This window comes from Massilia norwichensis, assembly GCF_024753245.1.
GTDB lineage: Bacteria > Pseudomonadota > Gammaproteobacteria > Burkholderiales > Burkholderiaceae_D > Telluria > Telluria norwichensis.
In genome coordinates this window covers 59,969-71,795 of the sequence record NZ_JANUGX010000033.1, presented here as the reverse complement: position 1 = coordinate 71,795, position 11,827 = coordinate 59,969, and the positions used below count along the sequence as shown (strand labels likewise).

The 11,827-nt window shown below is 65.8% G+C and carries 13 protein-coding genes and 1 pseudogene; 7 read left to right on the top strand and 7 right to left on the bottom strand.

The features are described from left to right. Positions 1-47 precede the first annotated feature (47 nt). Together NX782_RS22415 and NX782_RS22410 are read left to right on the top strand one after the other, a co-directional pair. Positions 48-1,286, top strand: coding sequence for a CaiB/BaiF CoA transferase family protein (locus NX782_RS22415; protein ID WP_258847707.1), 1,239 nt, complete (start codon positions 48-50; stop codon positions 1,284-1,286). A gap of 22 nt (positions 1,287-1,308) precedes the next feature. Further along, positions 1,309-1,497, top strand: a pseudogene (locus tag NX782_RS22410) (electron transfer flavoprotein subunit beta/FixA family protein); the annotation flags it as partial. A gap of 222 nt (positions 1,498-1,719) precedes the next feature. Here the strand turns inward: NX782_RS22410 and NX782_RS22405 are convergent. The 6 genes from NX782_RS22405 to NX782_RS22380 all read right to left on the bottom strand — a co-directional run bounded on the left by NX782_RS22405 (position 1,720) and on the right by NX782_RS22380 (position 6,760). Next, entirely contained in the window at positions 1,720-1,881 is a 162-nt protein-coding gene (locus NX782_RS22405) for a hypothetical protein (RefSeq protein ID WP_258847706.1), read from the bottom strand. Positions 1,882-1,940: 59 nt separating this feature from the next. Further along, entirely contained in the window at positions 1,941-2,282 is a 342-nt protein-coding gene (locus NX782_RS22400; protein WP_258847705.1) for a DUF1840 domain-containing protein, read from the bottom strand. An 84-nt stretch (positions 2,283-2,366) separates the two neighbouring features. Beyond that, positions 2,367-3,920: a putative ABC transporter permease subunit gene (locus tag NX782_RS22395; protein WP_258847704.1), complete on the bottom strand. Its 1,554-nt coding sequence runs from the start codon at positions 3,918-3,920 to the stop codon at positions 2,367-2,369. Further along, positions 3,917-4,651 (bottom strand): ABC transporter ATP-binding protein, encoded by a 735-nt coding sequence (locus tag NX782_RS22390; protein WP_258847703.1) that lies wholly within the window; start codon positions 4,649-4,651, stop codon positions 3,917-3,919. The genes NX782_RS22395 and NX782_RS22390 overlap by 4 nt, the downstream gene beginning before the upstream one ends. After that, positions 4,648-5,169 carry a hypothetical protein gene (locus NX782_RS22385; protein ID WP_258847702.1) on the bottom strand — a complete coding sequence of 174 codons (522 nt, stop codon included), beginning with the start codon at positions 5,167-5,169 and terminating at the stop codon, positions 4,648-4,650. Before NX782_RS22385 ends, NX782_RS22390 begins: the two co-directional genes overlap by 4 nt. A 73-nt stretch (positions 5,170-5,242) precedes the next feature. After that, positions 5,243-6,760, bottom strand: coding sequence for a YifB family Mg chelatase-like AAA ATPase (locus NX782_RS22380; protein ID WP_258847701.1), 1,518 nt, complete (start codon positions 6,758-6,760; stop codon positions 5,243-5,245). 121 nt (positions 6,761-6,881) lie between these two features. Between NX782_RS22380 and NX782_RS22375 the strand changes: the two genes are divergently transcribed. Continuing rightward, entirely contained in the window at positions 6,882-7,178 is a 297-nt protein-coding gene (locus tag NX782_RS22375) for a hypothetical protein (RefSeq protein ID WP_258847700.1), read from the top strand. A 7-nt stretch (positions 7,179-7,185) separates the two neighbouring features. Here the strand turns inward: NX782_RS22375 and NX782_RS22370 are convergent, their stop codons facing one another. After that, positions 7,186-7,437 (bottom strand): accessory factor UbiK family protein, encoded by a 252-nt coding sequence (locus NX782_RS22370; RefSeq protein ID WP_258847699.1) that lies wholly within the window; start codon positions 7,435-7,437, stop codon positions 7,186-7,188. A gap of 271 nt (positions 7,438-7,708) precedes the next feature. On the opposite strand from NX782_RS22370, the gene NX782_RS22365 reads away from it, so the two are divergent. The 4 genes from NX782_RS22365 (at position 7,709) to gshA (ending at position 11,791) form a co-directional block, all read left to right on the top strand. Continuing rightward, entirely contained in the window at positions 7,709-8,461 is a 753-nt protein-coding gene (locus NX782_RS22365) for a TorF family putative porin (protein WP_258847698.1), read from the top strand. Positions 8,462-8,473: 12 nt separating this feature from the next. Continuing rightward, entirely contained in the window at positions 8,474-8,812 is a 339-nt protein-coding gene (locus NX782_RS22360; RefSeq protein WP_047827009.1) for a P-II family nitrogen regulator, read from the top strand. Between the two features lie 10 nt (positions 8,813-8,822). Beyond that, a complete protein-coding gene (locus NX782_RS22355) occupies positions 8,823-10,358 on the top strand; it encodes an ammonium transporter (RefSeq protein ID WP_308633072.1) in 1,536 nt (511 codons plus the stop codon). A 131-nt stretch (positions 10,359-10,489) separates the two neighbouring features. Then, a complete protein-coding gene (gshA, locus tag NX782_RS22350; RefSeq protein WP_258847697.1) occupies positions 10,490-11,791 on the top strand; it encodes a glutamate--cysteine ligase in 1,302 nt (433 codons plus the stop codon). Positions 11,792-11,827: the final 36 nt, after the last annotated feature.

The window sequence follows — 11,827 nt, the reverse complement described above, 5'->3', positions numbered from 1 at the left end:
TCTGATCCTGGGCCGTGCGCAGACCGGTATCGCGGCGTTCTGACGCGATGGGCGGCGCACTTTCGCAGGGCGCGCTGGCGGGCCGCCGCGTGCTGGACTTGTCGCGCGTGCTGGCCGGCCCCTGGGCAGGCCAGCTGCTGGCCGATCTCGGTGCCGACGTCGTCAAGGTCGAGCGTCCCGGTGCCGGCGACGACACCCGTGCCTGGGGGCCACCCTGGCTGAAGGATGGACAGGGCGAGCCGACCACGGAGTCGGCGTATTACCTCAGCGCGAACCGCAACAAGCGCTCGGTGACGATCGACATGGGCACGCCGCAGGGACAGGCCCTGCTCAGGGAAATGGCGGCGAGCGCCGACATCCTGATCGAAAACTTCAAGGTCGGCGGTTTGGCCCAGTATGGCCTCGACTATGCCAGCCTGAAGGCACTCAACCCGCGGCTGATCTATTGCTCGATCACCGGTTTCGGCCAGACCGGGCCTTACGCGCCGCGCGCCGGCTACGACTTCCTGATCCAGGGCATGGGCGGCCTGATGAGCCTGACCGGCCGTCCTGACGGCGCAGCAGGCGAGGGACCGATGAAGGTCGGCGTCGCGCTGACTGACGTGATGACCGGCCTGCATGCGGCGGTGGGCATCCTGGCGGCGCTCGCGCATCGCGAACGTACTGGCGAAGGCCAGCACATCGATTTGTCCCTGCTCGACGTTCAGGTGGCCACCCTGGCGAACCAGGCCGCCAGTTACCTTGTCGGCGGCGCGGTGCCGCGGCGTCTGGGGAACGCGCATCCGAGCATCGTGCCGTACCAGGATTTCCCAACCGCGAACGGCTACATGATCATCGCCGTCGGCAACGACGGGCAGTTCGAGAAGCTGTGCGCGACGCTCGGCCGGCCCGAGTGGAGCCGCGACGAGCGCTTCGTCACCAATCCGCAGCGCGTGCGCAACCGCGAAGCGCTGGTCGCCCTGATCCATGGCGTCACCGTGACGCGCTCCACCGAAGCCTGGATCGCGGCGATGGAGGCAGCAGGGGTGCCCTGCGGTCCGATCAACCGCCTGGACCAGGTGTTCGCCGACCCGCAGGTGCAGGCGCGCGGCATGCGCATCGAGATGGCGCATCCACTGGCAGGCCAGGTACCGCTGGTCGCCAATCCGATCAAGCTCTCCGCTTCGCCGGTGCGCTACGACCTGCCGCCGCCGATGCTCGGCGAGCACACGGAAGAGGTGCTGCAATGCTGGCTGGGCCTCGGACCCGAGGCGTTCGCCGAGCTGCGGGACAAGAAAGTCGTCTAGATCAATCCAACAAGGAATCGCAATGAAAGTATTAGTACCCGTCAAACGCGTGGTCGACTACAACGTCAAGGTTCGCGTCAAGTCCGACGGCAGCGGCGTCGATATCGCCAACGTCAAAATGTCGATGAACTCGTTCGATGAGATCGCTGTCGAAGAGGCGACCCGCCTGAAAGAAGGCGGCAAGGTTACCGAAATCGTGGCCCTGAGCCTGCCGGCCATCGTTACCACCGACCTGCGCCTGAACGAGCCGCGCTACGTCACCCGCGCCTGAAGACGCTGAAAGTGTCCAAGCCCACTTCGCCGACGGCCTGGCCGGGAACGTCGCCGTGCAGATTCTGGCGGTCGCCGCTTCCCATCGAGGTGGTGCCGGCGCTGGTCAAGGAACTGGGCTGAAGAAGACCTCCTGCGTCGGCAAGGCGCGGGAGGCAAAGCGTCAGAACGAGTAGCCGACGGTCGCGCCATACTGGCGCAGGCGGGGCAGGAAGTCGACGGTCATGCGGCGGAAGGTGGCCGGATCCAGAGAGCGGAAGCCATTCAGCGAGGTGTCGTCATTGGTGACGTTCTTCACGAAGGCGGTGCGGGTGGCCGCGCACAAGTACCGGCGCGCGCTCGCGGCCGGCGCCGTCGCCTCGCTGTAGCGGGAGTGACCGCCGTTCAGACGCCCCAGAGGATGTCGGTGCCCTGGTCGCGCGCGGCGCGCAGCATTTCCAGCAGCGGGTAGGCACGGGTCGAGAAACTCACGACCTCGATCGGCTCGTGGTCGGCATCCTCGCCGTCGCCGGCATGCGCCTTGACGTCCTGCTCGACCTCGTCCGTTGCCTGGTGCTTGCGGCTTTCGTCGATTTCATGCTCGAGCAAGGCGACCGCCTTCGGTGCTTCCGCTGCCGTGATGACGCCGCGCTCCGGATCCTTGTTCAGCAGGTCCAGGATGCGCTTGGCGTGCTCCTGGTACATCAGGACGTTGGGATAGGCTTTCGATTTGAAGGTGATTAACATAGCTGTCTCGTTCAATCATTAGTAACCAAACGATAACACGAGTGGCTGCGGCATGTCGGTGCGCAGCCACACTTTGGCGGTCTGTCACGCCGGACGCCGCCGTAGCAGCCAGGCCAGGAGCAGCGTCAGCAGCGCGACCGCCATCGCGCCGGCCGCCATCAAGGCCGTCGAGCCGGCTGCGCTGCCGGTCTCGTTCGTCAGCCTCACCAGCAGCCAGCCCAGGCCGCCCCAGCAGAGCGTGTTGACGAGCTCGAACATCGAGCACATGAAGTTTTCCTTGCCGCGCATCTTGAAGTCGCTGCGCTTGCCGGGCCGCGCCTGCCATTTGACGATCAGCGCCGCGCTCAGTACCGCCGCGACGACGGCGAAGCCGATCAGGACACCAGCCAGCGGCGCGCGCACGACCAGCCACAGCAGCGGCACGGCAACGACCAGCAGCGGCGGCATCACGCACGCCGCCAGCTTGGCCAGCACGATCGTGCGGCCGGCCGCCGGCGACGATTGCAGCAGGTCCGGCGCATCCTCGGCCGCGACCACGATCCAGGCCAGCGAGCCGGCCAGCGAACTGCACAGCAGCGCCAGACCGGCGCCGATGCCGGGGCCCGGCGTATCGTTGTGGCGCAGGACCAGGAACAGCAGCGGTACCAGGTAGACCAGCTGCAGCAGGACTTGCGAAATCAGTTGCGGATCGCGCGCGATCAGGCGCCATTCCTTGACCACGATGGTGTCGAACAGATTGCGCCGGAAGCGCAGGCGCATCGCGCCGGCCGGCTTGCCGGGCGCGCGTTCGTTGCTGGCCGCCTGCTGCAGGCCATGCACGAAGAAGCGGTGGGTCAGGCCGACCGTCAGCATGAACGCGGCGATGCCGAGCACGGCCATGCCCAGCGCCGGCAGCGGATCGCCGAGCACGGCCCGGCCCGGCAGCCACAGTGGGCTGTCCGGCGCCAGCCAGGGCGAATCCGCAAGACGCTGCAGCGTGCGCTCGGTGGCGCCGGCATCCGTGGTCTGCGACAGCAGGGAAAACGACTGCGACAGCAGGAACAGCAGGGCGCCCGCCAGCGCGCTCAGCACCTGGGCCAGCACCCGCGTGCGGCGCGCGCCCAGCACCCGCACCAGCGCCAGCGTCAGCAGCATGCCGAGGCAGGCCATCAGCGTGGCCATGGTGGCGATCGCTACGTACACGCCAAGCCAGCGGAACTGGCCCAGCACCAGGCCGGCATGCACCAGCGGCCCGAACAGGAACAGATAGAGGGCGGCGCAGGCCAGGATCACGCCCAGCAGGCGCACCGTGAAGATGCTGCGCGAGGGCAGCGGCGAGGACAGCAGCAGATCGAGGTCGCCGCGCTCGAACAGCGCCAGCACGCTGGCCTTGAGCGAACTCGACAGCATGAAAATGGCGATCGCCGCCAGGGCTATCGTCGCCACGACCGCGAAGCGCGGGTCCATGCTGCCATCCGTCCCGAGCCTGCGCAGTACCACGAAGGCGCCGACGTGCAGCAGCGTCCAGGTGACGACCCACACCGCGATGCTGGCCCAGCCCATGCGGCGCCGTGTACCGCCGCTGACGGCCGAGTTGTACCAGGCCATGCGCAGTTCGTGGCGCAGCAGCCAGCGGCTGGAGCCCGGCGCCGCCTTCATGCCTGCTCCGTCAGCTGCAGGAACACGTCTTCGAGGCTGCCGCCCAGGGTGCGTTCGCGCAGTTCCTCCAGCGTGCCTTCGGCGATCAGGCGGCCCTGGCGGATGATGCCGATGCGCTGCGCCAGCCGTTCGGCCACCTCGAGGATGTGGGTGGTCAGGATCACGGTGCCGCCCTTGGCGACGTGCGACACCAGCAAGTCCTTGACCTGGCGCGCGGCGGCGGCGTCCAGGCCGGTCAGCGGCTCGTCCAGGATCAGCAGTTCGGGCTCGTGGATCAGCGCGCCGGCCAAGGCCAGTTTCTGCTTCATCCCGCGCGAAAACCCTTCGGTCAGCTCGTGCGCATGCTTGCTCAGGTCGAGCCAGTCGAGCAGGCGGCGCGCGCGCGGCTCGGCCTCCTCGGGCGCGATGCCCCACAGGCCGGCCACGAATTCCAGGTATTCGGTGGGTTTGAGCTTGCCGTACAACATCGGGTCGTCCGGCAGGTAGGCCATCTTCTGCTTGGCGGCAGCCGGATCGGCGGCCAGGTCGATGCCGAGGACCTCGATCTGGCCCGAATCCGGCGCCAGCAGGCCGGTCACCATGCGCAAGGTCGTGGTCTTGCCGGCGCCGTTCGGGCCGAGCAGGGCATACAGTTCGCCGCGCCTCACCTGCAGGTCGATGCCGTCGACAGCCGGGCGGCCGAAGGCCTTGCGCAGGGAGCGTAGCTGCAGTGCTGGAGTATCGCTGTTCATAGTTTGAAAGAAGTGAGGAATTGCTCGACCTGCTCGGGCGGGACGGCATTCGCCTTGCCGAGCACGATCACCTGGTAAACACGCTTGCCGCGCGCTTCGAAGTGGCCGACCAGGCGTACCGGCACGCCGTTGGTGCTGCCGGTGGCGTCGATGTCGCCTGTGGTCTTGCCGCTGGCGTCGGCATTGAACTTGCCCTGGCCATCGTCGGCACCGATATTGCGCAGCAAGGCTTTCATCATGGCCGGCAGGGCCGTGCGGGCACGCGCCTCGTCCGGCGCCTCGGCCGCGCCGACCGCGAAGGTGGCGCCGTCGACTTCGGCGGCCGTCATCGTCATGCTGACCTGCATGCCGTCGAGGTCGATGGTGCGGGTGACACTGGCCGGCTTGGCCGGGAACATCACCTTGTAGGGCGCGTCCGGACTGGCGTAGTCGCGCCAGTTGTATTTGGGGCTGCAGGCGGTGAGCAGGGTGCTTGCCAGCAGGAGTGCAAGCGCCGGCGACAGGAGACGGATTTTCATGAGGCGATGGTAGCAGCGCCCCGCGCCGTCGGCCAGTAAAAAAGTTGCAAAAACTTAATCAGCGCATGTAGGTCTAGACCTCGACCAGGCCGCGCCGATACTGGATCGCCTCGGCCACGTGCTCGGACTGGACCTGGCGCGCACCCGCCAAATCGGCTATCGTCCGCGCCACCTTCAACACCCGGTGATAGGCCCGCGCCGACCAGTGCAGGTGGCGCATGGCCTGGCGCAGCAGCTGTTCGGCTGCATCGTCCAGCGCGCAATGGCGGTCGATCTCGCGCGTCGCCAGGGCCTGGTTGAGCTTGCCCTGGCGTCCTAGCTGGATCGCATGGGCCTGCTCGACGCGCCCAGCGATCGCCGCGCTGGGTTCGCCGTCGGCCTGGGCCGCCATCGATTCCGGCGCCATGCTTGATACCGGCACCTGCAGGTCGATGCGGTCGAGCAGGGGACCGGAAATCTTGTCCTGGTAGCGCAGCACCGCCTCATGACTGCAGCGGCACTTGCCCGAGGGGTGGCCCAGCCAGCCGCAAGGGCAGGGGTTCATCGCGGCGATCAATTGAAAACTGGCGGGAAAGTCAGCCTGGCGGGTCGCCCTCGAAATCGTGATGTGGCCGGACTCCAGGGGTTCGCGCAGCACTTCCAGCACGTGGCGGCTGAACTCCGGCAGCTCGTCCAGGAACAGCACGCCATGGTGGGCCAGCGAGATCTCGCCGGGCCGCGGCACCCCGCCGCCGCCCACCAGAGCCATGCCCGAACTGGTGTGGTGCGGACTGCGGAAGGGCCGGCGCCGCCAGCCTTGCATCGAAAAGCGCCCGGCCAGCGACTGGATCGCCGCCGATTCCAGGGCTTCCTCATCGCTCAGCGGCGGCAGCAGACCCGGAAAGCGCGAAGCCAGCATGCTTTTGCCGGCGCCCGGCGGCCCGACCATCAGCACCGAATGCAGCCCGGCCGCCGCGATCTCGAGCGCGCGCTTGACGTGCTGCTGGCCTTTGACGTCCGCGAAGTCCGGATAACGGGGCGCTTCCAAGGCCGCCGGAGGACGGTGGCGCGCCAGCCTGGCCTCGTCGTTGCGGGCAGCGAAGTGGGCGCAGACGTCCAGCAGCGTACGCGCCGGATAGATCGCGGCCTCGCTCACCAGTGCGGCCTCGTCGGCGTTCGCGGCCGGCAGCACGAAGGCGCGGCGGGCGCCGTCCGCGCTGCGGTGCATGGCGAAGGTCATGGCCAGCGCGCCGCGGATCGGACGCAGCTCACCTGATAGCGACAGTTCGCCGGCGAATTCGTAGCGGTCCAGGTCCTCGACAGGGATCTGTTCGGAGGCGGCCAGGATGCCCAATGCGATCGGCAGATCGAAGCGCCCGGATTCCTTGGGCAAATCGGCCGGCGCCAGGTTGATGGTGATGCGCCGGTTCGGCAGCTCGAAGCCGGAATTCTGCAAGGCGGCACGCACCCGGTCCTTGGATTCGCGCACCTCGGCATCGGCCAGGCCGACGATGGCCATGCCGGGCAAGCCGTTGGCCAGGTGGACTTCGACGCTGACGGCGGGCGCTTCCAGGCCGGCCAGTGCCCGGCTGCGCAGTACTGCAAGACTCATGACGATCCTGTCGGGATGAAGACTTGCAGATGGTGCGGGTGGACAGACCGGCGATTGTTGAGAGCGGCCAAACGTGCGGCCAAAGCTGGGGGCGGGCTGCAGCGCCTGCTATAGTGCGCCGATGCCGAAACTGATTCTTTCCTGCGTCGCCGTGGCGCTGCTGTTCTGCCTGCTGTGCGGCCCGGTGCTGTATGTGGCCTTGCGGTTCAGGCGCAGAGGGGATGTCGCGGCGTTGCGGCCGCTGCGCTTCGTCTGGCTGGCGCAGCTGGTGCTGGCCGGCGTGTTGATCTTCGTGGCCGACGATGCCCGGCTGGGCAATCCGGTCGGCGTCATGCTGGGTATCGCCAGCGGCGTGAGCTTGGGTGGTGCCGCCCTGTTCGCCCTGTGGCGGCTCACGCTGCGCCTGGTTGCGCGTTGAAGCTGCCTTAAACCTTCTGTTCCGACGCCAGCTTCGCTTCCAGCTCCGCCACGCGCGCTTCGAGCGACTCGAGCTTGGCGCGGGTCTTGGCCAGCACCTGGGCCTGGATGTCGAATTCTTCCCGCGTCACCAGGTCCAGCTTCGAGAAGCCCTGGGTCATCATGGCCTTCACGTTGCGTTCGATGTCCTTGGCCGGCGAATTCTCGATTGCCTGGTTGATCCTGCCCTGCAGGTCGTTGAAGAAGTTATTCATATCCATCTCTTTTCATAGTGACCGCACCATTGCGGACGCACTTTTTTTGTGCGCACCTCGCTGATTTAGTGCGTGCACCCGCATGGCGCACGCCGTTGCGGCGTCGTTTGCATTTTTGAAACCCCAGAATGGGGATGCGACCCCGGGAATACAAGGGCTGCCGCGTCAATCGGGGGTGGCACGCATCCTGCTAATACAACCAACAGACATAAAACAGAAATGCGGAGACCGGATTGTAAACCCATCAGGTCAAAAGTTCATTCACAAGGGAGCCCGTATGAAGCGTCGAAGCAGCAAGTGGCAGCACATTGTGGTCGTTGCAGCAGGGTTGTGGAGCTTGAGCACCGGGCTGGCCGGCGCACAGGAGCAGGAGCAGAAGCCGGACAACGAGGTCAGCTTCAACGCGGCGCTGACCAGCGACTACCGTTACCGCGGCCTGTCGCAGACGCGTCTCGATCCGGCCCTGCAGGGCGGCGCCGATTACGTGCACAACCCGACGGGCTTCTATGCCGGCACCTGGCTGTCTACCATCAAGTGGACCAAGGACCTGGGCGGCGACGGCAACATCGAGTGGGACATCTACGGCGGCAAGCGCGGCACCCTGGGCGCCGACGTCACCTACGATATCGGCGGCCTGTACTACTTCTATCCGCAAAATGGCCTGCACCCGAACGCCAACACTTTCGAGCTGTACGGCCAGCTGGGCTACGGTCCGGCCTACATCAAGTACTCGCATTCGCTGACCAACCTGTTCGGCACCGCCGACAGCAAGGGCAGTGGCTACGTCGACATCGGCGCCAACGTCGATGTGGGCGGCGGCTTCGTGCTGAACCTGCACGCCGGTCACCAGGAGGTGCGGCACAACGGCGCCTTCTCCTATACCGATTACAAGGTCGGCGTGACCAAGGACCTGGGCGTCTGCTCGGTCGCACTGGCCTATGTGAAAGCGAATACCAGCGGCTACCTGAGCCCGTCCGGAGAAAACCTCGGGAAGAGCGCGGCCCTGCTGTCCGTTTCAAAAACTTTCTGAAGAGGCAATCGTATGAAAATGATCACCGCCATTATCAAACCCTTCAAGCTCGACGAGGTCCGCGAGGCCCTTTCCGAGATCAATGTCCAGGGTATTACGGTGACCGAAGTGAAGGGTTTCGGGCGCCAGAAAGGCCATACCGAGCTGTACCGCGGGGCCGAATACGTGGTGGACTTCCTGCCGAAGACCAAGATCGAGGCGGCCGTCGACGACGCCATCGTCGATCAGGTGATCGACACCATCCAGAGCGCTGCCCGCACCGGCAAGATCGGTGACGGCAAAATTTTCGTCTCCAGTCTGGAGCAGGTAATCCGTATCCGTACCGGCGAGACCGGCAACGATGCGCTGTAAGGGGAAACCGATGATTCGCACAATCACAAAACTGATCGCAGGCTTTACCGTCGCCATGGCCCTGGGCAGCTCGCTACCGGCGATGGCCCAGGACGCCGCCAAACCTGCAACGACCGCGCAGGCCGCCGTACCCGCCGATACCGCTGCGGCTGCATCTGCTGCCACACCTGCCGCCGCGGCCGCTACACCCGCAGCCGCCGCACCGGCAGCCGCACCGACCCCGCAGAAGGGCGACACCGCCTGGATGTTCGTCGCCACCCTGCTGGTCATCATGATGACCATCCCTGGCCTGGCGTTGTTCTACGGCGGCCTGGTGCGCTCCAAGAACATGCTGTCGGTGCTGATGCAGGTCTTCATGATCTTTGCCGTCATCATCGTGCTGTGGTGCATCTATGGCTATTCGATCGCCTTCACCGAGAACACCGCCTTCTTCGGCGGCTTCGGACGCGCCTTCCTGAACGGCATCTGGGACCCGGCCGCAGGCACCTTCGCCGCCGCCGCCACCTTCAGCAAGGGCGTGGTGATTCCGGAGTTCATCTATGTCGCCTTCCAGGGTACCTTCGCCGCCATTACCTGCGCCCTGATCGTCGGTGCCTTCGCCGAGCGCGTCCGCTTCGCCGCCGTGCTGGCGTTCGTGGTGCTGTGGTTCACCTTCGGCTACCTGCCGATCGCCCACATGGTCTGGTTCTGGACCGGTCCTGACGCCATCACCGATGCCGCCACCCTCGCCACCGAATCCGCAAAAGGCGGCTGGCTGTGGCAGAAGGGCGCCCTCGACTTCGCGGGCGGCACCGTGGTGCACATCAATGCCGCCATCGCCGGCCTGGTCGGCGCCATCATGATCGGCAAGCGCGTCGGCTACGGCCGCGAACACATGGCGCCGCACTCGCTGACCATGACCATGATCGGCGCTTCGCTGCTGTGGGTGGGCTGGTTCGGTTTCAACGCCGGCTCGGCGCTGGAAGCGGGCGACGTCGCCGCGCTGGCCTTCATCAACACCCTGCTGGCCACTGCCGCGGCCACCGTGTCGTGGGTGTTCGGCGAGTGGGTCACCAAGGGCAAGCCGTCGATGCTGGGCGGCGCCTCGGGTGCGGTGGCAGGCCTGGTTGCCATCACCCCGGCCTGCGGTTTCGTCGGCCCGATGGGCGGCCTGATCATCGGCCTGGTGGCCGGCCTGGTCTGCCTGTGGGGCGTGAACGGCCTGAAGCGCATGATCGGCGCCGACGACTCGCTGGACGTGTTCGGCGTGCACGGCGTGGGCGGCATCCTCGGTGCGCTGCTGACCGGCGTGTTCGCTGCGCCGCAGCTGGGCGGGCAGGGCATCTTCGATTACACCACCAACAAGATGTCGGCCGACCCTTACTCGATCGCCAGCCAGGTGCTGGTACAGGCCGAGGCGATCGGCACGACCATCATCTGGTCGGCCGTGATCTCGCTGATCGCGTACAAGCTGGTCGATATCGTGATCGGGCTGCGCGTGCCGGAAGAGCAGGAACGCGAAGGCCTGGACATTACCAGCCACGGCGAGTCGGCATACCATTCCTGATTGCCGGATCGTTCTTGAAAGCGCCCTGCGGGGCGCTTTTTGCTTTTCGGATAGGATGTGGGCTTTAAAAAGGGGCTGACAGCCCCCATGTTGCATTTCCCACATCGCTAAGAAGCCTCAAGGACGTCACCATGGTTCCCCACCTCGCCACTGCCCTGAATGGTCCCCTGCTGGACCTGGAAAAAAAGATTCTCGAAGCCACCCCCGCCATCGAGCGCTGGTTCCGCCTCGAGTGGCAGGAGCATACGCCGCCGTTTTATTGCTCGGTGGATTTGCGCAACGCGGGCTACAAGCTGGCGCCGGTGGACACCAATTTGTTCCCGGGCGGCTTCAACAACCTGTCGACAGAAATGCTGCCGCTGACGGTGCAAGCCGCCATGGCGGCCATCGACAAGTACTGTCCGGATGCGCGCAACCTGCTCCTGATCCCGGAAAGCCACACGCGCAATCCCTTCTACCTGCAGAACGTGCAGCGCCTGATGCAGATCTTCCGCCAGACCGGCCTGCACGTGCGCCTCGGTTCGCTGTCGCCGGAAGTGACCCAGCCGACCCCGCTGGCTCTGCCGGACGGCAACATGCTGGTGGTCGAGCCCCTGGTCCGCTCGGCCAACGGCCGCCGCGTCGGCCTGGCCGATTTCGACCCCTGCACGATCCTGCTGAACAATGACCTGTCGGCCGGCATCCCGAGCATCCTCGAGAACATCCACGAGCAGTCGCTGCTGCCGCCCGTGCATGCGGGCTGGGCGTTGCGCCGCAAGAGCAACCACTTCAAGGCCTTCGACGAGGTGGCGAAGAAGTTCGGCAAGCTGATCGACATCGATCCCTGGATGGTGAACCCGCTGCACAGCAAGGTCGGCGAGGTGAACTTCCAGGAAGACATCGGCATGGAAGCGCTGGCCGACAGCGTCTCGGCCCTGCTGTCGAAGATCAAGAAGAAGTACAAGGAATACGGGATGAAGGACCAGAAGCCCTTCGTCATCGTCAAGCCCGACGCCGGCACCTACGGCATGGGCATCATGACGGTGAAGGATGCTTCCGAAATCAAGGACCTGAACCGCAAGCAGCGCAACAAGATGTCGGTCATCAAGGATGGCGTCACCGTCACCGACGTGCTGATCCAGGAAGGCGTGCCGACCTTCGAATCGATCAACGATGCGGTGGCCGAGCCGGTCGTGTACATGATCGACCGCTACGTGGTGGGCGGCTTCTACCGCGTGCACGCCGAGCGCGGCGTCGACCAGAACCTGAACGCGCCGGGTTCGCAATTCGTGCCGCTGGCCTTCTCCCAGCAGCATGCGGTGCCGGATTTGAAGGCCAAGCCGGGTACGGCGGCGCCGAACCGTTTCTATGTGTACGGCGTGGTGGCGCGACTGGCGCTGCTGGCGGCGTCGCTGGAGATGGAGCGTACCGATCCGGATCCCGAAATCTATTGAGGTAGTCCGTGGGCACGGGGTGCCCACCCTACCGGT

Excerpts from the sequence above, each read along its gene's own strand:
- NX782_RS22390 (WP_258847703.1), bottom strand. The coding sequence starts at position 4,651 with ATGAACAGCGATACTCCAGCACTGCAGCTACGCTCCCTGCGCAAGGCC.
- NX782_RS22385 (WP_258847702.1), bottom strand. The coding sequence starts at position 5,169 with ATGAAAATCCGTCTCCTGTCGCCGGCGCTTGCACTCCTGCTGGCAAGC.
- NX782_RS22395 (WP_258847704.1), bottom strand. The coding sequence starts at position 3,920 with ATGAAGGCGGCGCCGGGCTCCAGCCGCTGGCTGCTGCGCCACGAACTG.
- NX782_RS22415 (WP_258847707.1), top strand. The coding sequence starts at position 48 with ATGGGCGGCGCACTTTCGCAGGGCGCGCTGGCGGGCCGCCGCGTGCTG.
- NX782_RS22380 (WP_258847701.1), bottom strand. The coding sequence starts at position 6,760 with ATGAGTCTTGCAGTACTGCGCAGCCGGGCACTGGCCGGCCTGGAAGCG.
- NX782_RS22400 (WP_258847705.1), bottom strand. The coding sequence starts at position 2,282 with ATGTTAATCACCTTCAAATCGAAAGCCTATCCCAACGTCCTGATGTAC.
- NX782_RS22355 (WP_308633072.1), top strand. The coding sequence starts at position 8,823 with ATGATTCGCACAATCACAAAACTGATCGCAGGCTTTACCGTCGCCATG.
- NX782_RS22365 (WP_258847698.1), top strand. The coding sequence starts at position 7,709 with ATGAAGCGTCGAAGCAGCAAGTGGCAGCACATTGTGGTCGTTGCAGCA.
- NX782_RS22370 (WP_258847699.1), bottom strand. The coding sequence starts at position 7,437 with ATGGATATGAATAACTTCTTCAACGACCTGCAGGGCAGGATCAACCAG.
- gshA (WP_258847697.1), top strand. The coding sequence starts at position 10,490 with ATGGTTCCCCACCTCGCCACTGCCCTGAATGGTCCCCTGCTGGACCTG.
- NX782_RS22360 (WP_047827009.1), top strand. The coding sequence starts at position 8,474 with ATGAAAATGATCACCGCCATTATCAAACCCTTCAAGCTCGACGAGGTC.
- NX782_RS22375 (WP_258847700.1), top strand. The coding sequence starts at position 6,882 with ATGCCGAAACTGATTCTTTCCTGCGTCGCCGTGGCGCTGCTGTTCTGC.